The organism is Marinobacter sp. RI1, from assembly GCF_041155085.1.
In the GTDB taxonomy this organism is placed as follows: Bacteria; Pseudomonadota; Gammaproteobacteria; order Pseudomonadales; family Oleiphilaceae; genus Marinobacter; species Marinobacter nauticus.
Genome location: NZ_AP031605.1, coordinates 756,036 through 777,963, shown reverse-complemented (window position 1 = coordinate 777,963; position 21,928 = coordinate 756,036). Strand labels below are relative to the sequence as shown.

General features: G+C 59.0%; 22 protein-coding genes. 3 read left to right on the top strand and 19 right to left on the bottom strand.

Going from position 1 to position 21,928, the window contains the following annotated elements:
- Positions 1-139 precede the first annotated feature (139 nt).
- The 10 genes from tssH to tssB form a co-directional block, all read right to left on the bottom strand.
- Entirely contained in the window at positions 140-2,827 is a 2,688-nt protein-coding gene (tssH, locus tag ACAM27_RS03480) for a type VI secretion system ATPase TssH (RefSeq protein ID WP_374730297.1), read from the bottom strand.
- Positions 2,793-3,614 carry a type IVB secretion system protein IcmH/DotU gene (icmH, locus tag ACAM27_RS03475; RefSeq protein ID WP_369612561.1) on the bottom strand — a complete coding sequence of 274 codons (822 nt, stop codon included), beginning with the start codon at positions 3,612-3,614 and terminating at the stop codon, positions 2,793-2,795. Before icmH ends, tssH begins: the two co-directional genes overlap by 35 nt.
- 3 nt (positions 3,615-3,617) lie before the next feature.
- Positions 3,618-4,952 (bottom strand): type VI secretion system baseplate subunit TssK, encoded by a 1,335-nt coding sequence (gene tssK / locus ACAM27_RS03470; protein ID WP_369612560.1) that lies wholly within the window; start codon positions 4,950-4,952, stop codon positions 3,618-3,620.
- Positions 4,952-5,485, bottom strand: a complete 534-nt coding sequence (tssJ, locus tag ACAM27_RS03465; RefSeq protein WP_222447331.1) for a type VI secretion system lipoprotein TssJ — start codon at positions 5,483-5,485, stop codon at positions 4,952-4,954. Before tssJ ends, tssK begins: the two co-directional genes overlap by 1 nt.
- Positions 5,482-6,792, bottom strand: a complete 1,311-nt coding sequence (tagH, locus tag ACAM27_RS03460) for a type VI secretion system-associated FHA domain protein TagH (RefSeq protein ID WP_226596126.1) — start codon at positions 6,790-6,792, stop codon at positions 5,482-5,484. Before tagH ends, tssJ begins: the two co-directional genes overlap by 4 nt.
- A 17-nt stretch (positions 6,793-6,809) precedes the next feature.
- Positions 6,810-7,826, bottom strand: coding sequence for a type VI secretion system baseplate subunit TssG (gene tssG, locus ACAM27_RS03455; protein WP_011787133.1), 1,017 nt, complete (start codon positions 7,824-7,826; stop codon positions 6,810-6,812).
- Positions 7,790-9,562: a type VI secretion system baseplate subunit TssF gene (gene tssF, locus ACAM27_RS03450; protein ID WP_369612559.1), complete on the bottom strand. Its 1,773-nt coding sequence runs from the start codon at positions 9,560-9,562 to the stop codon at positions 7,790-7,792. Before tssF ends, tssG begins: the two co-directional genes overlap by 37 nt.
- A gap of 298 nt (positions 9,563-9,860) precedes the next feature.
- Complete coding sequence (tssE, locus tag ACAM27_RS03445; protein ID WP_011787135.1) at positions 9,861-10,298, bottom strand: type VI secretion system baseplate subunit TssE; 438 nt, start codon at positions 10,296-10,298, stop codon at positions 9,861-9,863.
- Positions 10,299-10,301: 3 nt separating this feature from the next.
- Positions 10,302-11,783: a type VI secretion system contractile sheath large subunit gene (gene tssC, locus ACAM27_RS03440; RefSeq protein WP_011787136.1), complete on the bottom strand. Its 1,482-nt coding sequence runs from the start codon at positions 11,781-11,783 to the stop codon at positions 10,302-10,304.
- A 61-nt stretch (positions 11,784-11,844) separates the two neighbouring features.
- On the bottom strand, positions 11,845-12,342 hold the full coding sequence (gene tssB / locus ACAM27_RS03435) for a type VI secretion system contractile sheath small subunit (protein WP_011787137.1): 498 nt from the start codon (positions 12,340-12,342) through the stop codon (positions 11,845-11,847).
- A gap of 272 nt (positions 12,343-12,614) precedes the next feature.
- Here tssB and ACAM27_RS03430 point away from each other — a divergent pair, with 272 nt between their 5' ends.
- Together ACAM27_RS03430 and ACAM27_RS03425 are read left to right on the top strand one after the other, a co-directional pair.
- Entirely contained in the window at positions 12,615-12,875 is a 261-nt protein-coding gene (locus ACAM27_RS03430) for an acyl-CoA-binding protein (RefSeq protein ID WP_011787138.1), read from the top strand.
- 124 nt (positions 12,876-12,999) lie between these two features.
- Positions 13,000-13,314: a site-specific integrase gene (locus tag ACAM27_RS03425; RefSeq protein ID WP_011787139.1), complete on the top strand. Its 315-nt coding sequence runs from the start codon at positions 13,000-13,002 to the stop codon at positions 13,312-13,314.
- 22 nt (positions 13,315-13,336) lie between these two features.
- Here ACAM27_RS03425 and ACAM27_RS03420 read toward each other — a convergent pair whose 3' ends face one another.
- Together ACAM27_RS03420 and greB are read right to left on the bottom strand one after the other, a co-directional pair.
- A complete protein-coding gene (locus ACAM27_RS03420) occupies positions 13,337-13,783 on the bottom strand; it encodes a hypothetical protein (RefSeq protein ID WP_031211189.1) in 447 nt (148 codons plus the stop codon).
- Positions 13,784-13,899: 116 nt separating this feature from the next.
- Positions 13,900-14,415, bottom strand: a complete 516-nt coding sequence (gene greB / locus ACAM27_RS03415; RefSeq protein WP_014422972.1) for a transcription elongation factor GreB — start codon at positions 14,413-14,415, stop codon at positions 13,900-13,902.
- Positions 14,416-14,697: 282 nt separating this feature from the next.
- Here greB and ACAM27_RS03410 point away from each other — a divergent pair, with 282 nt between their 5' ends.
- Positions 14,698-14,979: a hypothetical protein gene (locus tag ACAM27_RS03410; protein WP_011787142.1), complete on the top strand. Its 282-nt coding sequence runs from the start codon at positions 14,698-14,700 to the stop codon at positions 14,977-14,979.
- Between the two features lie 2 nt (positions 14,980-14,981).
- Here ACAM27_RS03410 and ACAM27_RS03405 read toward each other — a convergent pair whose 3' ends face one another.
- From ACAM27_RS03405 to ftsE, 7 genes are all read right to left on the bottom strand, one after another.
- Positions 14,982-16,460, bottom strand: a complete 1,479-nt coding sequence (locus ACAM27_RS03405) for a HAMP domain-containing sensor histidine kinase (RefSeq protein WP_022991316.1) — start codon at positions 16,458-16,460, stop codon at positions 14,982-14,984.
- Positions 16,447-17,127: a response regulator transcription factor gene (locus ACAM27_RS03400; protein WP_011787144.1), complete on the bottom strand. Its 681-nt coding sequence runs from the start codon at positions 17,125-17,127 to the stop codon at positions 16,447-16,449. Before ACAM27_RS03400 ends, ACAM27_RS03405 begins: the two co-directional genes overlap by 14 nt.
- A 103-nt stretch (positions 17,128-17,230) precedes the next feature.
- Entirely contained in the window at positions 17,231-18,010 is a 780-nt protein-coding gene (hyi, locus tag ACAM27_RS03395) for a hydroxypyruvate isomerase (RefSeq protein WP_369612558.1), read from the bottom strand.
- Positions 18,011-18,030: 20 nt separating this feature from the next.
- Positions 18,031-18,942, bottom strand: a complete 912-nt coding sequence (locus ACAM27_RS03390) for an NAD(P)-dependent oxidoreductase (protein WP_369612557.1) — start codon at positions 18,940-18,942, stop codon at positions 18,031-18,033.
- A gap of 245 nt (positions 18,943-19,187) precedes the next feature.
- Positions 19,188-20,048 (bottom strand): RNA polymerase sigma factor RpoH, encoded by an 861-nt coding sequence (gene rpoH, locus ACAM27_RS03385; protein WP_014422978.1) that lies wholly within the window; start codon positions 20,046-20,048, stop codon positions 19,188-19,190.
- Positions 20,049-20,240: 192 nt separating this feature from the next.
- Positions 20,241-21,245, bottom strand: a complete 1,005-nt coding sequence (gene ftsX / locus ACAM27_RS03380) for a permease-like cell division protein FtsX (protein WP_183580901.1) — start codon at positions 21,243-21,245, stop codon at positions 20,241-20,243.
- Positions 21,235-21,909 carry a cell division ATP-binding protein FtsE gene (ftsE, locus tag ACAM27_RS03375; protein ID WP_014422980.1) on the bottom strand — a complete coding sequence of 225 codons (675 nt, stop codon included), beginning with the start codon at positions 21,907-21,909 and terminating at the stop codon, positions 21,235-21,237. The genes ftsX and ftsE overlap by 11 nt, the downstream gene beginning before the upstream one ends.
- Between the last annotated feature and the right edge of the window lie 19 nt (positions 21,910-21,928).

Here is a 21,928-nt window from a genome sequence, read left to right as displayed (position 1 = left end):
CCGCCCGCACACCGTGGGGTTGAGCTTTCCAAAACACGCCGTGAATACATCCCTGTAGGCTCCGCTCCGCCATCCATGGCTCCGCAGGGTTTTGGAAAGCTCAACCCCACGGTGCACTACGATTCAGGAGGCCTCCAGGCTAAGCGACGGTTCCTGTAAATCTGTTTTCTTCCACACCCAGTTTCACCTTCGTCACCGGCTCCCTGGCCGCCAGTTTTTCCAGCAGCGCCAGCGACACCGGTGGCAGCAGTTCGCCTTCGATGATCGACTCCAGCATCCGCGCGCCGTTTTCACTTCTGGTGGCGCGGCTGCGGATGGCTTCGACCAGGCCGTCTTCCAGTTCCACCTCGGTGTGGTAACGAGCCTGAATCTGATCCGCCAGGCGCTGGAGTTTGTCCTCAACGATGCGGTTGAGAGTGTCTTCACCCAGCGGCAGGTAGGGCACCACTTCCATCCGCGCCAGCAATGCCGGCTTGAAGAAGTTGGCCAGTTCCGGGTACAGGGCTTCTTCGATCTTCTCCGGCTCTTCTGCGTGGTTGACGATGGTTTGGAAGCCGAGGTTGGAGGTCAGGAAGAAGACCACGTTTTTGCAGTCGATCAATCGGCCTTCACCGTCAGCCAGTTCGCCTTTGTCGAAAGCCTGGTAGAACAGGTTAAGCACTTCCGGGTGGGCTTTTTCGACTTCGTCGAGCAGCACCACGGAATAAGGCTTCTGGCGGATGGCTTCGGTGAGGATGCCGCCTTCTCCGAATCCGACGTAGCCTGGGGGCGAGCCGATCAGGCGGGAGACAGTGTGTTTCTCCTGATATTCGGACATGTTGATGGTGGTGAGGAACTGGCGGCCGCCGTAGAGCAGTTCAGCCAGTTGCACCACGGTTTCAGTTTTACCTACGCCACTGGGGCCCACCAGCAGGAAGGCACCCATCGGGCGGCCCGGTCGGCGCAAGTCGGCGCGGGCGGTGAGCAGGTGCTGGTGCAGGCAGTCGATGGCGGTGTCCTGGCCTTTGATATGGGCCTGCAGGTACGCCGGCAGATGGGTGATTTTTTCCAGCTCGTCGGTGGTCATGCGATTAACCGGGATGCCGGTCCAGTCGGCGATCACTTCGGCTACCTGGCGGGCATCCACCCGGGCGTGTACCAGCGGTTCGTCGGCCTGGAGTTCAGCCAGTTCCTGTTCGATGGCGGAGGCTTCGCTTTTCAGGTCCGGGCGTTCTTCGCGATCGCTCTCGGCCAACTCAACAGCAACGTCATCTGCGGTTTCGCGCTCGACATCCCCCACCAACAGCTGTTCACGGATCTCGACCAGCCGGGCAACAAGCTCCCTCTGGTCATTCCAGCTTTGTTCCAGTGCTCCGGATTCGGCGGTCAGGTCGGCAATCTTCTGTTCCAGGGCCTGTTCGCGCTCGGCATCCACGTTCTGGCCAAGCGTGTGTTCCCGGCTCAGAAGCTCCTGTTCCATGGCCAGCTGGTGCAGTTCACTGCGCACATGGCTGAGACGGCGTGGCGGTGTACTCAGGTTCAGGCTGACCCGGGCGCAGGCGGTATCGAGAACATCGATGGCCTTGTCCGGCAGCTGGCGACCGGCCAGATAACGGGCGGACATTTCTGCGGCGGCTTTAAGGGCGCTGTCGGCGATCAGTACCTGATGGGCTTTTTCATAGACCGTGCGCAGGCCACGGAGGATGTGGACAGCTTCGCCCGGCGTTGGCTCGTCCAGGGCCACCGGTTGAAACCGGCGGCTGAGAGCCGGGTCTTTTTCGAAGTATTTCTTGTACTCGCGCCAGGTGGTGGCAGCGATGGTGCGCAGTTCGCCACGGGCCAGGGCTGGCTTCAGCAGGTTGGCTGCGTCGGAGCCACCTTCGCTGTTACCCGCGCCGATCAGGGTGTGAGCTTCGTCGATGAACAGGATGATCGGGGTCGCCGAACCTTTCACGGCTTCGATCACGCCCTTCAGGCGTTTTTCAAACTCGCCCTTCACCGAGGCACCGGCCTGCAGGGCACCCATGTCCAGGGTCCAGAGTTCGACGTTCTTCAGGCGGTCCGGCACGTCGCCGTTGACGATGCGCAGGGCCAGGCCCTCCACCACGGCGCTTTTGCCCACGCCTGCGTCGCCCACCACGATGGGGTTGTTCTTGCGGCGACGGCATAGGATATCGATCATCTGATCGATCTCGGCATCGCGACACACCACGGGGTCCAGTTTGTCTTCCCGGGCCAGCTTGGTGAAGTCGGTGGCGTAACGTTTGAGCGGGTCCATATCGGCTTCAACCGCTCGCTTGGCACCACCGCTTTCCATCAGCTGCGGACGCTCCACAGAACCCTTGGTTACCCGATCAAACTGCTTGCGCAGCTGTTCCCGGTTGATGTCTACCAGCGCCTGCGCCACCCGGGGCATCAAGTAGCGATCGGCGTTCATCAGCAGGGCCAGGAACACCGCGCCGGAACGCAGTTCGGTATGGCCGAGTTCGGTGGAGGCCAGCAGCCAGGCGTCCTGCATCAGTTCTACCAGCAGCGGCGAGAACGACGGATACGGTTCGGCGGTCTGAGGTTCGCCGTTCAGGCTGTCACCCACCACGGGTTGCAGTTGCTGGTGGTTGATGCCGGTGTGTTCGAGGATCTGGCGCACATCCGAGAACGGCGTTTCCAGCAGTTTGAACAGCAGGTGCGCCGGGGTAATCTCGGCGCCCTGACGGCTGATGCACAGGGCCGCGGAGGCTTCCAGAGCCTGGCGTGAAATGTCGTTAAGGCGCCCGATCAGCGCCGGCAGTTCTACCCGAATCACAGTGATGTCCTTATTTCGGTAGTTGTTCCAGAACGCTGAGCACATCCCTGATGCGTTCGTTCAGCGCCATGTTATAGAGCGAATAGATCCCGGCCATGGCCGCCACGAACAGGCCTCCAATACCCCACAAGGGCAGGCCGCTGCGCAGGCGGTTGCGGGCCGGCATCAGGTTTTCCGTGGCATCGGCCAGCGGCCGGCTGTCGCGGTCGCCACGCAGTTCGCGAAGCTGGTCATAGAGGCCACGAACCACCTGTTCGTATTCGTCCCGACCGTTTTCCATGACCTTGTAGCGACCCTCAAAACCCAGACACAGGCACAGATAGATGAACTCAAGCATGTCCCGGTAGCGGGTCGGCTCTTTTTCCATGCGGGCCAGGATGGCAAACACCTTTTCGCCACCCCAGGTTTCGTTATGGAATCGGCTGAGCAGCGAATGCTGAGACCAGACGCTGTGTGCGCCCCAGTCGGTACCCAGCACAGCCTCGTCGATGAAGGCGCAAAGCACGTAGCGGTAGGCCACCACGGTGGGGCGCTCATAGCCCTGCTCCACCAGTTCCCGGTCAACGGCGGCGACTTCGTCCACTACCTGCTGGTACAGGGTTTCCACCTCGCGGAAATCCGCCAGTCGCCGCACCCGAATAACCAGTCCCAGCAGCGGGGTGGCGGCGTCAATCAGCCGGTTATCTTCCAGGCCACGAAGCTGGAAGCTGCTGTCATCGGATTCAACCGGCGACTGGCTGGCGCCGCTATCGGTAAACAAAAGGTCGCTGAATGCACGATCACCCGAATCCCTGGTGTTATCTGGTCTGTCCATTACCGGTGCATCTGCCATGATTTAGCTCCTGATTGCCCAGAATTGCATCTCCAGCCCCGGGAAGCTGCCCGCCACGTGGAAGGCAAATCCACTGGCGTTGTCCAGCATCTGCCAGGCCTGGCTTTGATCGTCCAATCGGAAATACACAAAGCCGGCGTGGTAGGGCAACTGACGCGGGGCCACCGGAAGTGCCGACAGTGGGATACCCGGCAGCTGGAGGCTGATGAGATCCCGAATCTTCTCCACGGAGGCCACCTTGCACTGCTGAACAAACTGTTTGCGCAGGTCGTCCAGTGGCATATCGGCTTTGACCGCCAGAATGAATTCGGCGTCGTTCATCAACTGGCCATCCTGAACCGGTGCAACAGTGAGTCCGTACTGGCGCTGCTGCAGGGCAATCGACAGTGCCCGGGGTTCCAGGACCGTGCTCAACGCCTGCCGCAGAATCTGCATCATTGGGCTGAAACAGCCTTCCGGCAGATCGTGATCGTAAGGGGTGAATTCCCTCGGCAAACGGCTTTCATCGGTAAAGGTGACCAGCTCCCCACACAGCTCCAGAAGCGCTTCGTACAGACGCTCCGGGTGCAGCTGACGCAGCCGTGCCAGGTGCATGAAACGCGGATGCGCCCGGTTCAGCATTTGCAGCAGCATGAAATCCGAGACATCGGCGACACCACCCTGCCCGGGCGCGCCCACCCGTTCGGCAATGTTACGGGCCCGTTCCTGCATCAAACCCGCCATCTCACCGACAAAGCGCTGAAGCCGTGGCGCCGAGCGCACGCTGAGCATGGTCGGCAGGAAGTTCGGGTCCATTACCAGGCTGCCATCGGGGCGCTTTTCCAGAATCCGGCCAATGGCCAGTGCTGCATAGGCACTGCGATCTTCCCGCTCCAGCATCAGGCGCGGAGCCACCCGGCCCACATCGATGGTGTGAGCATCTCCGTCAATGGAATGCAGATCCCGGACTTCCACCGGCTGCGCTTGGAACCGACCAGCTACGGGCGCCTCCGGCCATTCGACTTCGGCCAGGCTATCGCTGCCCAGAGGTAAAGCCAGATAAACCACCTGGTTGGCCACCGAGGCATCGGTGATCTCCAGTGGCTCTGGCATCACATCGTCCTGGGGCAGGTTGAACCGGGTTCCGTCCGGAAACAGTCCGGAGGCCCGCACCAGCCCGACCCGGCCAAAGCTCAGGTATTCGGCATTGAGCTCCAGATCACTGAACCCGAACAGATAATCCGAGACGGCCAGAGCCCGTTCGTTAATCTGGTGTTCCAGATAGCGTTGCTGTTGCTGGAAGTGCTGGGGTTTGATGAACAGCCCATCACTCCAGACCACTCGATTCGTGACTGCCATTAGCTTTCATCCGACCGTCTGAGTTGCACTTCACGTTCGCGCAGGTTCACCAGCAGGTGATACCGTCCGCCAATCGGGTCGACCTTCACCACTTTTTTCCACTGGGACAGGTTCGGGTAGGCGTAGAAAGCGATCACGGCGATGTAGCGGGTGTCTTCGCTGACCTCGAACGGCTCGACAAACTTGAACTGACCAGGCACCAGACTGTAATCGCTATGGTCCACGTAGTTCTGGCCCAGAGAGTCCTCCAGGTCGTTCAACAGCTGGTCGAAATCGCCCGCCATCAGCAGCGAGCTGTCCCGCAGTTCAATCACCTGAAACGCAATGGGGGTGGGCGCCAGGGATTCATTCGGGTTCACGTTCGGTTCCGCCAGCATGGTCAGATCTACCCGGCTGGGCAGATCTTCAGGGTAACCGACGGGAATATCGGGATCCCAGAGCACCTTGGCGGTCTTGGTCACCGCGTTGTAAGGGGTGCTACACCCCGCCAGAATCAAAGCAACAACCAGCAAGCTCCATTTGCAGTACTTCACAACAGTTTCTCCCTCTGTAATTGGCGCAAGTGTTGGTCGTAAGCCTGGTCGAACACCTCCTGGAACAGGCGTTCGAAACCCTGCTGACGACTGGATTTCAGTTCACGGTAATAGTGTTGGTACATATCCCAGGCCCAGCGGCCCTCGTCTTCGTTGTCCTGCAAACCACGGCGATAGCCGTGAAACCGGCGCAGCAAGGCTTCCGGTGAGAAGGCGTGAAGAATGGCTTCCAGCGCCTCGCGAATGGCTTCCCGGGTGGCCTGCTGGTGGTGATTCAGGCTTTCCAGGCTCTCACGGACAGCGGCGGGGGCCGACAGATGCACCGGGCTGCGCTGGGCGGCAAACAGGGTCTGAATGGTGTCCGGATAGTCATTGGCCAGGCGCAGCGGGTTGTCCTCGATGGGCTGCAAGCGGGTGCGCAGCGCCTGGTGACGGCTGTCTTCGCCCTGATGCAGCGCCAGCAACCCTTCCACGGTCGCCTTCAGGGTCTGGCCGGCTTCCTCCAGAAACAGCCGCATTTCGTCGCTGTCGGCAAAATCAATATCCGCATCCAGCCCCCGGAGCAGTGGTGCACCACTGATGTGCTGGCGGCTGACCTCCTGCATGTTTCGTGTCGTTTCGGACATTCCCTGTCGTTCCTTATGCTCGCGTTGTGGGGTGACCGGCAGGCCCATGGCCACATCCCGGTTCTCCCGGTACTCATCGCTAACCTCAGCCGAACGGGCAAACCAGGCTTGGTCGCTGGCCAGCAGCTCGGGAGCCTCTTCATCCGGGCGCGCCGGTTTTTGCTGCCAGGGCGCCAGTGGATCACAGCTGACCGGATCGCCGGCTGCCGGCTGCAAGCCCTCCAGAGGCTCGCGGCCTTCAGGCCGGCTCTGTTCGTTGGCGGCATGCCGTAAACCACTCTCGGGTGTATCCACCAGGCCGTGATGTTCGCGTGTGTCGTGTTCAGTTTCACCGACAGCCGCCGGCACGCCGGAGAGTTCGGCCCGTATCTGGTAGCGGCCTATGGTCACGGTGTCGCCGTGGCTCAGTCGGGCACGACGGCCCCGCCCCACAGGCTGACTGCTGCTGTTGATGTAGGTCCGGCCACTGCGATCAATCAGGCAGAAGCCACCGTCCAGGTAACGCACCTCGGCATGGCCGGCGACAGCGCCGGTACGGTGAGGCGAAAGCTGCCAGCTGTCGCTGGCCGCGGTGCCGATGGAACCGCCACGGGTTCCGAAGCTATGTTCAATGCTGGCGCCACCACCGGTTTCCGTCGGATTGGTGATCACTAATGTCAGTTCTGCTGCTTGTTGTGCCACGTCTCCGGCTCCCTGCCCTAACGTCTGATCTGTATCCGCACCGCCGGACGCTCACGGGCCCGGTCCGGTGTTACGAAGGAATTCCAGCCCAGGCGAACATCCTCGCCCAGTTGCATGGGGCGAATATCCTTGGGCCGCATTTGCAGCTCCAAGTCATAGGCCAGTTGCTCCCGGGTAGCGAACTCCACCAGTTTGACCAGGCGCTGGTGATCCCGGCCATTGGGCAGAAAATCCGCAAACCGCTGCCGGGTCAGATTGCGCAGCCGGAGAATGAACTTGCCGCTGCGATCCCGGATGCGCGAACCCACCAGCGTGTCTTCGCCCAGGGTGGCGTTGGCCCTGCCCAGCGAGGTTTGCTGATCCCGGGCGATGTCCACTTTGCGCAGTACCCACTGTTCGATGCTGACGTCGTCCAGGTCAAAACAGTGGCCGATGATGCCGCTGACCACTTCCGGTGACCGGCTCCGGCCCGCCATCAAGCCGGCATAGGCCAGCATCTTGGACCAGTTCACCGGTGTGGCTTCCCGCAGCCGACTGTCGCCCAAACCGGTCAGGGCAAACACCAGTTCCGAAAAACCGTCGCTGGCCCCGGGCTGGAACCGGATGTAGTAGCGGTATTTGCGCCAGGCCCGATGGAACAGGGTCACCAGCCGGTGATTGAAGAAATCCAGAAAATGCCGACGAACACCGAGATTCTGCCCCGCTTCCCAGGCCAGATCTTCCAGGTAATAACCGGGCAGTGGCGACTGGGAGCCGTGAAGCCCCAGGAAGCTGACTTCCATCTGATAGGGAGCGTGCTCATGCTCCGGCGACAGCGCCGACACCACATCACTGCCGGGAAACCCCAGGCCGGCCGAGGCCGAGAACCGGATGCGTTCCTGGCGGGGCTCATCGTGACCGCCACGCTCCAGGTCGTCTCCATGGTGCCGGTGAATCAGATCCACCAGCTGAAAAAAACTGTATCGCCGCGCGTTGCCGAGAACGGGTTCCAGCCCGGCTACATCAGCGGCTGCTGACCTTGCTGTAACGTCCATGTATACCGTTCCTGATTGTCTGTATTCACCACTTCCAGTTGGTGAAAAGCATTGATACTCGCGTAAAGCGCAAAAAACTGACTCAATACCGTGCCGAACAGGTAAAGGTCACCTTCACTGGCAAACCCCTGCTGGTCCAGCTGCAACTCTGAGCGGATACCGCGCACCGGCAGCCCGCGAATCATGCGGTCAACCGGCTTGGTGGTGATGCCCGTGATACCGGCCAGCCGCTTCTGGGACACCCGCTCAGCCTGTCGGTCGACGAGGGCCCGGAAGTCATACACCCGCAGCACGGTGCGCAGGGCATCCACATCCAGCATCGACAGGTAGTTCAATGACAGGTTGGATATCAGCGTCCACAACAGGCTGCCATCCAGGGTAGGCCGCAGGGTCGCCGTCGGGCGCGTGATATTGCTGAACGCGGCAAAGGCCGGTGTGCTCTCGGTGGCCATGCACACCTCCCCGACCGCCAGTTGTTGTGGCAACTGGCGATTGGTGCAGGTGAGCGTGAGCGAGACCGCTTCCTGACGATTCAGACATTCGGTTTCATCACCGCGAACAAAGGAAATGTAGTGATCAAAACCATCACCACGCACGCTCTCCCGGGTACGAACCCGGTAATACAGGGCGGTGCGGCCCCGATCCCGCTCCACTTCATGCTGGAAACTCTCAAACGCCGTGTAGATGCGCGGCTCGCCTCTACCGGAACGACCTTCCAGCCAGCCCTCAACCTGCTCGATACTGAACACTTCGTAGTGTTCCGGGCAGCGGCTGGAGGGTGAAATACGGTATTCAGTCTGGCGACCGTTCAGGTCTACCGGCTCGCCTTCGTGGCTGAACAGATTAACCGCGGGGGTGCAGTACAACTGCATGGAGTCGCGGGTTACCCGGGTGTCCGGGGGCAGAATCCGGCTGAAGTGGAAACGCAGACTGATCTCATCAGCCTGCACCGCTGGCAACCGGGATTTCAGGCCGGTGATATCAACAAACCGGAAGGCCTCCGGGAAACTCAGGTACTCCTGGATAATCCGGTAGCCGGCATAAGCATTCTTGGGGTAAGGCAGGATCGCCTCATCTGCCGCAAAGCCAACCGGCTGCAACAGGGATGAAGGCAGGCTGACCACACGGTCGCCCACCACCAGTTCCATACGGCTGAGGTAATGGTTCAGCCACAGATACAGAGTCTCTGCCGTGTGGTTGTCGCCGCCCAGGTAAAAGCGCAGATTTTCCAGGCCAATGCCATTCAGTGGCTGGTCCGTATGCAGGGCCAGGTCTACGGTCACGGAGGAAACTTCCCGTGAGTGCTCGGCATTGGCATCGGCCACACTGATCGGAAAAATATCCACCGACCGGCAGGTGCGGAACCGGCATTGGGTCTGGCGGCTGGCGTCGCCCAGGGGGCGGCTCTTGATCTCGGTATGACGATCAACAACCTGACGTTCACTGATGGCATGCAGCTGTGGATCAAAGCGCATGATGGTGCAGCTGGGCACTGGCCGCAGATAATTTGGCCAGAGCATGTTCAGCAGCGAATGAGTCAGCTCCGGAAACTCGTCCTCAACTTTTTCCCGCAGTTTGCCGGTCAGGAAGGCGAAGCCTTCCAGCAGCCGTTCTACGTCCGGGTCGGTGCTCTGTTCGGATAGAAAGCGGGTGAGCTGCGGGTGGGCTTCGGCAAATTCCCTGCCTTGCAACCGCAGAAAGCTCAACTCATCCCTGTAGAACCTGTTTAACTTCATGTTTACTGCACCTTGACTGCTCGGTCTGGCTCCGAGCCAGGATGTGGGTAGTCTTTCCAAAAGACGCTTCTAGCCCGTCCATGGGACGCTTGGGCTCCGCCATCCATGGCTCCGCACACTTTTGGAAAGACTACCCACACCGTGACTCTCATACCTGCCTTCAAAAACTTCGGCCGCATTCCACTCAGGTTTGCCGGAGGGGATGGGGATGCTTTTCTGGCGGGAAAAAAGATGTCTGAGCAAAGCGAGTTATTTTTTCCCAGAAGAAAAGTGTCCCCATCTCCTCCAGCAACCAAGTCTAAACAACCCGGTAGTACCGCTTATCATCCAAAACCAGGTCTATCGTCGTCCGATCATCGCTTCCTGCAACGTTCAGGTAGACCGTCACCTGGAACTTCAACTGCAACGGGTCCGGGCCCGGTGGCATGGCTACCACATCCACCCGCTTAACCCGCGGCTCAAACTTCTCGATGCACTGACGGATGGCCCCGCGGATCTGGATGCTCAGGTCATGAGTGCCCAGAGTGGCGTCGTTGAAATCCAGCAAGCCAAGATCCGGTGCGCTGCTGCTGTTGCCCGGGTGGGCGTTCAGCAGTCGCACCAGGTGGCGCTTGATGGACTCAACCACATGGGTGAACTCCCCCATGCTCTGGCCCGCAGGAGCGGCAGCCTGTTCAAGCCGTTCAAACAGGCTGCCGGTGTTGCGAACGCCGTCAGTGCCGGTGCCGCCGAACACGGATTAATCCTTATCCAGTCGGCCAACCAGCGAGAGTTCGAAGTTGGCGCCCATGTATTTGAAGTGCGGACGCACTGCCAGGGAGACCTGGTACCAGCCCGGATCGCCTTCTACATCGGAGACTTCCACTTTCGCGGCACGCAAGGGGCGGCGGCTGCGGACGTCTGCAGGCGGGTTTTCCTGGTCGGCCACGTACTGGCGAATCCAGGTGTTCAGTTCCCGCTCCAGATCCTGACGCTCTTTCCAGGAGCCGATCTGCTCTCGCTGCAGCACCTTGATGTAGTGGGCCAGGCGGTTCACGATCATCATGTACGGCAACTGGGTACCCAACTTGTAGTTGGTTTCCGCTTCCTTGCCTTCCTTGGTGTTCGGGAACTGCTTGGGCTTCTGCACAGAGTTGGCGGAGAAGAACGCGGCGTTATCACTGCCTTTACGCATGGTCAGGGCGATGAAACCTTCTTCCGCCAGCTCGTATTCGCGACGGTCGGTAATCAGCACCTCAGTCGGAATCTTGGCTTCCAGCTGACCGAAGGACTCGAAGGTGTGCACCGGCAGATCTTCCACCGCACCGCCACTCTGGGGACCAATGATGTTCGGGCACCAACGGTACTTGGCGAAGCTCTCGGTCAGGCGTGTGGCCAGCAGGTAGGAGGTATTGCCCCACAGGTAATGCTCGTGGTCACCGGAGACATCTTCCTTGTAGTTGAAGCTGCGCACCGGGTTTTCAGTCGGATCGTAAGGCACCCGCAGCAGGAAGCGCGGTGCGGTCAGGCCCAGGTAACGGGCATCCTCAGATTCCCGCAGGGAACGCCACTTGGCGTATTTCGGGCCTTCGAAAACGGCGCTCAGCTCTTTGATAGCCGGCAGTTCCTGGTAGCTGTCGACGCCGAAGAACGACGGTGCAACCGAGGACAGGAACGGCGCGTGGGACATGGCGCCAACCGACGACACGTACTGCAGCAGCTTCATGTCCGGCGTTGATGGGCTGAAGGCGTAGTTGCCGACAATCGCGCCCACCGGCTCACCACCGAACTGACCATACTCGGCGGCATAAATGTGCTTGTAGAAGCCGGTCTGGGTCACGTCCGGAGCAAATTCGAAATCTTCCAGCAGTTCGGTCTTGGTGGCATGGAGGATATCCACCTTGATGTTCTCGCGGAAATCGGTGCGATCCACCATCAGTTTCAGGCCACGCCAGGACGATTCCAGTTCCTGCAGCTTGGGTGCGTGCAGAATCTCATCCATCTGGGCGCTGATTTTGCGATCCAGCTCGACCACCATCTGGTCGACCAGCGCCTTGTTGACCGGCTGGCCTTTTTCATCGCTCTTCAGCAGGTTGGCAATAAACGTGGCCACCCCTTTGCGGGCAACATCGTAGCCTTCATCGGCCGGCGCCATACGACTGTTGGCCATGACCTGGTCAAGCAGAGAGCCTTCTGCTACGGATTCGGAGGCAGCAGATTGCTGCACAGCAGTATCAGACATACCACATCCCTTCAGTACGTGATTGATAATCGGTGTAGGTTACCGGGTTCCGGTGTTGCGATTACTCGCCGCCGTCGGTGGCCAGCTCAAGTTCAGCCAACAGCTTTTCCCGGGCGTCGTCGTTGTCCAGCAGCTCCTGCAGCTTGGAACGGAACGAAGGCACGTTGCCCAGCGGGCCCTTGAGGGCAACCAGGGCTTCACGCAGCTCAATCAGCTTCTTGAGCTCAGGGACCTGGCGGGCAATGCTGTCCGGAGAGAAGTCTTCGAGACCCTGGAATTCGAGATTCACGGGGAGGTCGTCGGCACCGTCTTCGAGCTTGTTGGAAACACTGGTGGAAAGCGTCAGACCCGCTTCCTTCATGACAGAACGGAAGTTGTTCTTGTCGACGGAAATGGCCTTACGGTCTTCAATGGGGGTTTCTTCAGCGTGACCCTTGAAATCACCAACCACGAACATCTTCAGTGGTAGTTCGGTTTCGGCCTGCTGATCGCCTGTGGCGGGGACATACTTGATATTGATGCGCTCTTTCGGCGCAACGGAACCGTCTTTGGCAGACATGGCGTGCTCCCTGTGCAAGTCATTTGCAATTGTATCGATCCTTGGTGTCTGCCCTCCTGGCAGACAACGCGTAAAACTGTACACAGGTCACCCAGGGTTCTCAAGCAAAAATTGGCCAGCGATGGCTCAAAATGTGTGCTTGGGCAAACTTTTGCCAGATTGCCAGGGCGACCGGAAAACCGCTATTTCGGTCAATGACGCCAACCAGCCCCGTCGCTATACTGCCGGCATGCTTGAATGGAAAAAAACCACCAACACCACGGAGACACAACATGAGTGACCTGAAAGCAAAATTCGAAGAAGCGGTAAACTACATCCAGACGGCGGAAGGCGATTTCAAACCTTCCAACGAGTTGAAACTGGAATTCTACGCCCTTTACAAGCAGGCCACCGAAGGCGATGTCAGCGGCAAGCGTCCGGGCATGATGGATTTTGTTGGCCGGGCCAAGTACGACGCCTGGGAGAAACTCAAGGGCATGTCCAGCGATGACGCCATGCAGCAGTACATCGACAAACTTGAATCCCTGAAGTAACGCCCCTGCCCCGCCGCCACTCCGGCCGCGGGGCACCGCACCCGCCAAAATTTTGCGCCGTTCAAACGTTTGTCATATGATGCGCGCAACATAACAAAAACAAGCTTTTGAACGAGTAAACACCATGGACATTACTGAGGCCCTGGAGCAATCGCGCCCAGGCATGATTGGCCAGGTACAGGCCGCCATCCGCAAACGCGAACTGAATCAACGCGCCGAGCAAACCTATCTGCACTGGATCAGCCGATTTGTGCTGTTTCATGATCTGAAGGATCCGGACAATCTGGCCGAAGAGGATCAGAAGCTGTTCCTGACCTATCTGAGTGAAAAGATCCGGGTATCCCGGGCCCGACTGAATCAGGCCAGTCAGGCTCTGAGCTTTTTCTACGAAGATGTGCTCGGCAGGCCCGCTGCTGCAGCGGATTCAGCCGCTGCCTGAGGCCGAGTAGCGGGGCCGATGTTTAACGACCGGTGAGATTGGTATTCAGAGTATCGTAGGTACGGTTCTCGGGTGGCCGGATCACGTAATTGTTGCCGTGGCTCTGGCCCGGTATCACTTTGGGGTTACTGAAACGGATCTCGACGGGAATCTCGGAACGGCCCAGATCGGTTCGCGGGTCTCTCGGCTGCAGGGCCAGCGGGTCCAGATAGAAATCGTCATCCGTTGCCTGCTGCACCGGTACCCCGGCCGCCGGCGCTGCCAGCCCGCCCTCAATTACGGTATTGGCCAGCTCCTCTTCCGCCACAGAGCGAAACGGAATGGTGTCGATAGTGGAGCGCTCTTCGTACTCAAACGCGGCGTCATCGTCACTCTGGGCGTAGGCAGGCAAGGCCGTCAGCAGCATCAACGGCAACGCCAGCAACGCTGCCCCGGCTCGTTTTTCCTCTGTCTGTTTCCTGACATTCATGGCGCTCATCCCAACCCTAGCCGATCATCCATTTGCCCTGACGGGTGACAATATTTGATCAGTCTATCGCCAAAAATGACCCTTTGCCCAGGCAAAAGCCAGTTTTGTGACAGCACTCACTTGTCGTTCGAGGCCATTTGGTAGCGGATATCGGTAATCACCACCTGCTTCCAGCCCTCGGGGGTTCTCACCGATACCTCGTCATCCAGATGCTTGCCAATGAGCGCGCGGGCCAGCGGAGAATTGATACTGAGATAGCCTTTTTCGAGATCGAATTCATCGGCACCCACGATTCGATACTCCTGCTCACTGCCGTCCTCATCCTCGATGGTCACCCAGGCACCAAAGAATACCCGGCTCCGGTCTTCTGGCAGGCGATCCACCACCGAGACCTCATCCAGCCGCTTGCTGAGGAAGCGTACGCGACGGTCGATTTCCCGAAGCTGCTTCTTGCCATAGATGTACTCGGCATTCTCGGACCGGTCTCCCAGGGCAGCCGCTTCACGTACTGCCTGGGTAACCTCTGGTCGCTTTACTTTCCATAGGAATTGCAGCTCATCCCGGAGCGCCTGCTCACCTTCGGGGGTGATATAGCGCGGCCGGTTGTTGCCTGAAGGCGTCTGGTTGGCCATGGGTGTCCTGGTTCAAGAAACAATGCATTTCGGAAGGGCATAAAAAAACCCCGTGAATCACGGGGTATAAGGCTAGCGCTGTGCTGGAGGGGGAAGCAAGCAGATCATCTGCCCGCTTCCGCATCTACACCTTCTATTCTGCATATTGACCATTACCTGCCTGTGGCCATGCGATTACCTTTTGGCAAGGCATCCCTTCTGCAATTTAGGTTGAACACTCTAGCGCCAAGGATTAGCGTGGCCGACAATGACACTTGATCTTTTCTGCATGGAGACACGCTAATGGATACCAAGAAACTGATGAATCTGGCACTTGAAGGGGTGGATAGCCTGGGTTTCCGGCTGGACCAGCTGGGCATCACCAGCCGTGTCAATCGCCACAATATAGCGGCGTTTCTGATGGCCGAACAGAAGCATCTGGAAGGAGAGTGGGACAGTATTCAGGCCAAGGTGGATCGCCGTCGCTCGCAATTTGATCATATCAGCCAGCAGGTCGAGTCACGGGCCGACGCGGTACTTGGCCCTGTCCTGAGCCGTATCAACCGCTTTCGCGCCAGCCAGTAATCTCAGGCTGTGCCGGGTTCTGCGGAGGAGCGCCCCTCCTCCGTTGAACCACCGTTCTCAGACTGTGTGGCCTTGATCCGCTTTTTTACGGCGGTATACGCTGGCATACGGACCGTGACGGTCAAGCCCGGCATGTCTTCACCAGGATGGGTATCACTCAGAAGAATCTGGCCCTGATGAATCTCCGCCACCGCCGACACCAGGCTGAGACCCAGACCGTTGCCGGGTAACGAGCGGCTCTTGCCAACCCGGTAGAAGCGCTGGAAAACCTGGTCTTTCTCATCATCCGGAATACCGATACCGGAATCCTGAACCTCAAACACCGCTCCGCCGCCGTCCCGGCGAACGACTACCTTGATGGCACCATGCTCCGGCGTGTATTTGATGGCGTTGTCGATCAGGTTACTGATCATCTGGAACAGGAGATCCCGGTCTCCCTCAATCCGGACATTTTGCTCAAGTTCCTGAGAGAAACTCTGATCCTTGTCCTCGGAAAGGGCCTCGTAGAGTTCACAGGCATCGCTGACCAGTTCATCCAGAGCCACCACCTTCATGTCGGCCGAGTTGCCCCGAGTCTCCAGCCGGGCGATGCGCAGCAAGGCATTGAAGGTGGCCAGCAGCTGGTCAGCCTCCGCCACAGCCTGCCCGACATGCTCGCGCGCCTCGTCATTGTCGACCGTAATCAGCGTGTTTTCGAGCTGGTTACGCAGTCGCGTCAGTGGAGTGCGAAGATCATGGGCGATGCTGTCCGAAACATGGCGTATGCCTTCCATCAGATACACGATCCGGTCCAGCATCTGGTTCAGGTTTTCGGCCAGTTGATCAAAATCGTCGTCGGTCCCACGGGTCGGAATTCGGAGGGACAGGTGCCCATTCATGATCCGGCGGGAGGTGTTGTTGATCACTTCAATGCGGCGAGTGGTGCTTCGGCTCATCAGGAAGCCACCCAGGAGCGCCAGGGCAAGGGTGATGCCCATACCCCAGTTGATGGCAGTTTCAATCACCCGCTTGAGGTTGGTGAGGTCATCCACATCGCGCCCCACCAGCAAGCGCAAACCACCCTGGACCTCAAAGATCCGGGCCCGGGCCAGGCGCTCGGGGCCCTGCCAGCCAACGGCGGGATTCAGGGTGAAATTAATCCAGCCACTGTCAGACGAGCGGCTGCCCTCTGGCCAGGTTTCAATATTCCCGGCCAGTTTCAGAAAGTCGTCTGTGGTCAACAGGTAAATGGACTTGGCATTCGGATCCCTGGCCACCCGTTCCCGGATGATGGTGATCAGACCATTTACACCACGACTGCGATACTGCTCCGCCAGGCCGGCGATTTCCGCTTCAATGGTCTCGTCGGTCTGGGCAGTCATGAACCCGGCTGTACGCCAGTAGATAAATGCCAACAGCAGAAACACCGAGGTGGCAAACACCACCATATACAGCAGGGCAAGCTGGAAAGACGATGTTCTGAGCTGACTAAGCAGTTTCACGTAACATGTATCCCGCCCCCCGCACTGTCTGCAGCAGGGGTGTATCGAATTCCTTGTCGATCTTGGCGCGCAGACGGCTGATATGCACGTCGATCACGTTGGTCTGGGGGTCAAAGTGATAATCCCACACTTTCTCCAGCAGCATGGTACGGGTAACCACCTGCCCGGCATTACGCATCAGGTATTCCAGCAGCCTGAACTCCCGGGGCTGGACATCAATATTCTGGCCGGCTCGTTTTACGGTGCGGGCCAGCAGGTCCATCTCCAGATCCGCCACTTTCAGTACGGTCTCGGTCTCGGCCGCCTGACGGTTACGCCGGATCAGTGACTCGATGCGCGCCAACAGCTCGGTGAAAGAAAACGGCTTGGTCAGGTAGTCATCGCCACCGCCACGCAGCCCTTCGACACGGTCATCGACATCGCCCAGAGCACTGAGAATCAGCACCGGCGTCTGGTTGCCCGTGGCCCGTACCGTCTTGATAATGGAAAGGCCATCCATACCCGGCAACATCCGGTCGACAATCATGATGTCGTATTCTTCACTGGCCGCCATCATCATGCCTTCCTTGCCGTCGGCCGCATGATCCACCACGAAGTCGGATTCCCTCAGTCCCTTTAGCAGATAATTTGCTACATCCCGATCGTCTTCGATTACCAGCGCTTTCACCGGTGCTCCTCCTGATAGCGGAAAACATTAACAACAAGGGTACGAAGAACTCCGGGAACCGGCCAGTTACGATCTTGTAAGAGGGTGTCGCCTATGGCGACGGTCAGTTTGCCTCAGAAAACCAGCCCAGAGACGGCTCTGTCGCCCCGGTAGGCCTGTACTCTGCGCTCACCCAGCCGCCATAACCCAGTCTGTCTATCGCCGAGAAAACATTCGAAAAGTTAATCTCCCCGGTTCCCGGCTGATGCCGGCCCGGGTTGTCGGCGAACTGAATGTGGCCAATCCAGGGCAACAGGCATTCGATGCCACGAATCAGATCCCCTTCCATGATCTGCATGTGATAGAGATCGTACTGCAGGCGCACGTTGTCTGCCTCCAGCGCCTCAATCAGCGCCATCACCTTGCCACTGGTATCAAGCATGAAGCCCGGCATATCCACCCGCGAATTGATGGCTTCCAGGCACAGGGTCAAACCTGCTTCGGCGAAGCGGTCGGCTGCGTACTGCACGTTCGCCACCAGGGTCTGCCAGGCCTCTTCCTCGGCAACGGATTCGGGCTTCAAACCTGCCAGGCAGTTCAGTTGCTTGCAGCCCAGCATCCGGGCGTAGTGAATGGCCTGCTCGACACCGGCGCGAAACTCCTCAATGCGATCCGGCAGACAGGCAATGCCACGCTCCCCCGCTGCCCAATCGCCGGGTGGCAGATTGAACAGCACTTGTTCCAGCCCGTTGCTCTGAAGCCGCTCCGCCAGCTGTTCCGCCGGCCACTCGTAGGGAAACAGATACTCCACACCACGGAACCCGGCACTTCGGGCCCGGGCGAAACGTTCCAGAAACGGCACTTCGGTAAACAGCATGCTCAGGTTGGCAGCAAAACGGGGCATGGCAGATTTCTCCGGTTAATTCAGTGCTTGGGGCCTCGGCCCAGGGAACCCATCAAGGAGCCGTTCAGATGCTCCAACTCCAGCAACAGGCCGCTGTGATCGACATCGCTGTGGCCATTGGCGACCAGGGCAAGGTATTCATTATGCACCTGCTGGGCCAGCGGCAGGGTCAGATTTTCCGAGCGGGCCTCATCCAGAATCATACGCATATCCTTGAGCTGGATGCGGGCCGGAGCGCCCGGCGCGAAGTCCCGGTCAATCATCCGCTGGCCATGCAGTTCCAGAATCCGGCTGCCGGCAAACCCGCCCATCAGCGCTTCCCGCACGGCGGCCGGATCCGCGCCACCTTTGGCTGCCAGCAACAGCGCCTCCGACACAGCCCCGATGGTGATCCCCACAATCGCCTGATTGGCCAGCTTTGCCAGCTGACCGGCCCCCACCGGCCCGATGCGGGTGCATTTGCCCAGCGCATTGAACACCGGCAAAGCCCGCTCGATATCGGCTTCCGAGCCGCCCGCCATGATACTCAAACGAGCATCGGCCGCACCCACCGTGCCGCCAGATACCGGTGCATCGACATAACCGGCCCCCTGCTCTGCGGCCAGCTCGGCATGTTCCCGCGCCAGCGAAGGCTGCACCGAACTCATATCGATCACCAGCGCACCCGGCTTCACCGCAGCCATAGCACCCTGCGTCACCAGCACATCATCCACCACCTGGCCATTTTCCAGCATGGCGATCACGATATCGGCCTCCGCCACCGCCTCGGCGGGCGTCCCGGCGATCGTCGCTTCGCTGGCAAAGGGCTCGCATTTGCTGGTGGTGCGATTCCAGAGCGTCATGGAAAAACCGGCGTCCAGCAGGTTACGGGTCATCGGCGTGCCCATCAGGCCGATGCCGAGAAAAGCGATACGAGGAGAATGTGCAAACATTTTGGGGAATCCCACTCAGAAGCCCGGCGAAGGGATTGGGGTAGCCTTTCCAAAAATTTGCGGAGCCATGGATGGCGGAGCAGAAGCGCCACATGGATGTGCCGCAGGAGCGTTTTTTGGAAAGGCTACCCCAATCCCTTCTTCCCAGCCACGTGAATTAAATGGTTTAGGCGGATTATACAAACAAAAACGCCACCAACCGCGAACGGTGGTGGCGTTTTCAGCTTCCGGGCTGCCAATAAACCTCAGGCGACCTCGGCCATCTGCACCCGGATCTTCTTCATGGCGTTTTTCTCAAGCTGGCGGATCCGCTCAGCGGACACCCCGTACTTGTCGGCCAGCTCATGCAGCGTCGACTTGCTCTCCGACAACCAGCGTTCACGCAGAATATCCTGACTGCGCTCGTCCAACTGCTCCAGCGCCTGCATCAGCCGGCCATTGGAGTCCTCAGACCAGTCAGCGTTTTCCAGCTGAACCGCCGGATCGCTACGGCGATCTTCCAAGTAGTAAGCCGGTGCCTGGTAGGCGTTGTCTTCGTCATCATCCATCGGGCCGTCAAAAGCGGTGTCCTGGGAAGCCAGGCGACCTTCCATTTCCCGCACCACGTGGGGCTCGACACCCAGATCATTGGCGACCGCTTTCAGCTCATCGTGATTCAGCCATGCCAGCTTCTTCTTCTGGCTGCGCAGATTGAAGAACAGCTTGCGCTGGGCCTTGGTGGTAGCCACTTTCACAATGCGCCAGTTACGCAGAATGAATTCGTGAATCTCCGCCTTGATCCAGTGCACGGCAAACGACACCAGACGCACGCCATACTCAGGATTAAACCGCTTGACGGCCTTCATCAGGCCAACGTTGCCTTCCTGGATCAGGTCGGCCTGGGCCAGGCCGTAGCCGGAATAGCTGCGAGCAATGTGAATCACAAAGCGCAGGTGCGACAGCACCAACTGACGCGCGGCCTCAACATCGCCATGGTAGTGCAGCCGTTCTGCCAGTTCCCGCTCTTCATCAACGGAGAGAACAGGAATGCGACTCGCCGCCTGGATATACGACTCGAGATTCGCACCCGGAACCAGTCTGTCAACCAGCTGTAAACTCGTACCCATGCATTAACCTCCGAACCTGACAGCCTTTAAATATAGCAACTCAATATGAGACCGCCAAGAACTCAATTAGTTCCCGAACTTCCCAGTAAAACGTTAAAAATCATACATCTGGAAAGATCGCCTTTGCTTCTCTATAAACCAAACTACGTCAGAATGGACTCTTTTTTCAATACGGTTTTCCCGCGATCCGGATCAGCCTCCAGCAATATCGCCCGGCTCTATGTCATCCAGATGACGCCTCACCGCAACCCAGGCGCCCAGCCAGCCTAACAGCATCGCTACGATTATCAATGCCAGCGCGCCATCGAACCCCGGTCCCTGCAAGGTAAACTCACTGCGATACAGCCCGGCAAGACGCTCGATCGGGCCGCTTAACCACCAGAGTGACACCTGAATCAGTAACCACGCCACCAGGCCACCCCCGAGCCCGAACCAGGCGCCGGTGTAAAGAAACGGGCGACGAACGAAAGCATCGGTTCCGCCGACCAGTTTTGCCACGAGGATTTCATCCCGCCGGTTCTCGATGGCCAGACGCACCGTGTTACCAATCACCAGGATAACCGCGGCCCCCAGCAACAAAGCCAGCGCCCAGACGGCGCGGGCAAGGATCTCGGTCATTGCGTTCAGGCGTTGCAGCCAGCCCAGGTCGACCTGGACCTGATCGATACCGTTCATATTCTCGACAAACGTCACCAGTGCCTGAACGCCTTCTGCCGAGCGAGCGCTGTCTTCGGGTGTAATCAGCAGCGTATGCGGCAAAGGATTCTCTTCCAGGAAATCCAGCGCCTCGTCCAGCCCCGAACTGGCACGAAAGTCGGCCAAGGCCTGGTCACGTTCGACCAGCTGAACCGATACCACTCGCCCATCGCTTTCAATGTCCGCGGCCATACCCCGGGCTTCCTCCGCCGGCAGTTCCATCGCCAGATAGGCGGTAATCCTGGCCGTGCTCTCCCAGCCTGCACTCACACCCTGCAGGCTGGTCAACAGCAACAGCAGGGCAACCGGCAAGGCCAGAGCTACCCCCATCACTGTCCAGGTCATGGCGCTGGCTACCGGGGTTTTCCACATTCTCTGGATAGAATCCCGGGCTACTTTCCGGTGGTGGCCCAGATAACTCCGGGCCTGATCACTCAACAGTGATCGCGAACGGTCAGCGCCCCGGCGATTATCCGGCTTCTGGCGAGAGTCAGTGGCCACTCACACCTCCGCCAGCAACCAGCTGGCCCTGATTCAGAGTCAACGTACGTCGATTCATTTCATTAATCAGAGCAATATCGTGGGTTGCCACAAGTACCGTTACCCCAACCTGACTGAACTGGGTAAACAACCGCATGATGTCTGCAGACAATTCGGGATCCAGGTTACCGGTCGGCTCATCCGCCAGCAGTACGGGTGGTTTGTTTACCACCGCACGGGCAATACCGACCCGCTGCTGCTCACCCCCGGACAACTGCATGGGGTTCATCTTTTCCTTTTTCAGCAAACCAACCTTGTCCAATGCCGCCCGCACGCGCCGGCCGGTATCTTCCGGCGAGGCCCCCATCACCTCCAATGGCATGGCCACGTTGTCGAACACCGTGCGGTCAAACAACAACTGGTGATTCTGGAACACCACCCCGATATGACGCCGGATGTAAGGAATCTGTCGGCGGGGCAGGCTATTCAGTTTCTGGCCGCCCACGATCACCTCACCCGCTGTCGGGCGCTCCATCACCATGATCAGTTTCAGAAGGGTACTCTTGCCCGCGCCGGAATGACCGGTCAGAAACGCCAGCTCACCACGGTCCAGGTGAAAGTTCACAGCCCTGAGTGCGGTGTGATCACTGTCGTAGCGTTTGGTTACCTGGCGGAACTCGATCATCGGGGCAGCTACTCCGTAT

Excerpts from the sequence above, each read along its gene's own strand:
- ACAM27_RS03425 (WP_011787139.1), top strand. The coding sequence starts at position 13,000 with ATGGACATTACTGAGGCCCTGGAGCAATCGCGCCCAGGCATGATTGGC.
- hyi (WP_369612558.1), bottom strand. The coding sequence starts at position 18,010 with ATGCCCCGTTTTGCTGCCAACCTGAGCATGCTGTTTACCGAAGTGCCG.
- ACAM27_RS03430 (WP_011787138.1), top strand. The coding sequence starts at position 12,615 with ATGAGTGACCTGAAAGCAAAATTCGAAGAAGCGGTAAACTACATCCAG.
- ftsE (WP_014422980.1), bottom strand. The coding sequence starts at position 21,909 with ATGATCGAGTTCCGCCAGGTAACCAAACGCTACGACAGTGATCACACC.
- tssG (WP_011787133.1), bottom strand. The coding sequence starts at position 7,826 with ATGGACGTTACAGCAAGGTCAGCAGCCGCTGATGTAGCCGGGCTGGAA.
- tssH (WP_374730297.1), bottom strand. The coding sequence starts at position 2,827 with ATGTGCTCAGCGTTCTGGAACAACTACCGAAATAAGGACATCACTGTG.
- ACAM27_RS03420 (WP_031211189.1), bottom strand. The coding sequence starts at position 13,783 with ATGAATGTCAGGAAACAGACAGAGGAAAAACGAGCCGGGGCAGCGTTG.
- rpoH (WP_014422978.1), bottom strand. The coding sequence starts at position 20,048 with ATGGGTACGAGTTTACAGCTGGTTGACAGACTGGTTCCGGGTGCGAAT.
- ACAM27_RS03410 (WP_011787142.1), top strand. The coding sequence starts at position 14,698 with ATGGATACCAAGAAACTGATGAATCTGGCACTTGAAGGGGTGGATAGC.
- tssB (WP_011787137.1), bottom strand. The coding sequence starts at position 12,342 with ATGTCTGCCAAAGACGGTTCCGTTGCGCCGAAAGAGCGCATCAATATC.
- tssC (WP_011787136.1), bottom strand. The coding sequence starts at position 11,783 with ATGTCTGATACTGCTGTGCAGCAATCTGCTGCCTCCGAATCCGTAGCA.
- icmH (WP_369612561.1), bottom strand. The coding sequence starts at position 3,614 with ATGGCAGATGCACCGGTAATGGACAGACCAGATAACACCAGGGATTCG.
- greB (WP_014422972.1), bottom strand. The coding sequence starts at position 14,415 with ATGGCCAACCAGACGCCTTCAGGCAACAACCGGCCGCGCTATATCACC.
- ACAM27_RS03390 (WP_369612557.1), bottom strand. The coding sequence starts at position 18,942 with ATGTTTGCACATTCTCCTCGTATCGCTTTTCTCGGCATCGGCCTGATG.
- tssK (WP_369612560.1), bottom strand. The coding sequence starts at position 4,952 with ATGGCAGTCACGAATCGAGTGGTCTGGAGTGATGGGCTGTTCATCAAA.
- tssF (WP_369612559.1), bottom strand. The coding sequence starts at position 9,562 with ATGAAGTTAAACAGGTTCTACAGGGATGAGTTGAGCTTTCTGCGGTTG.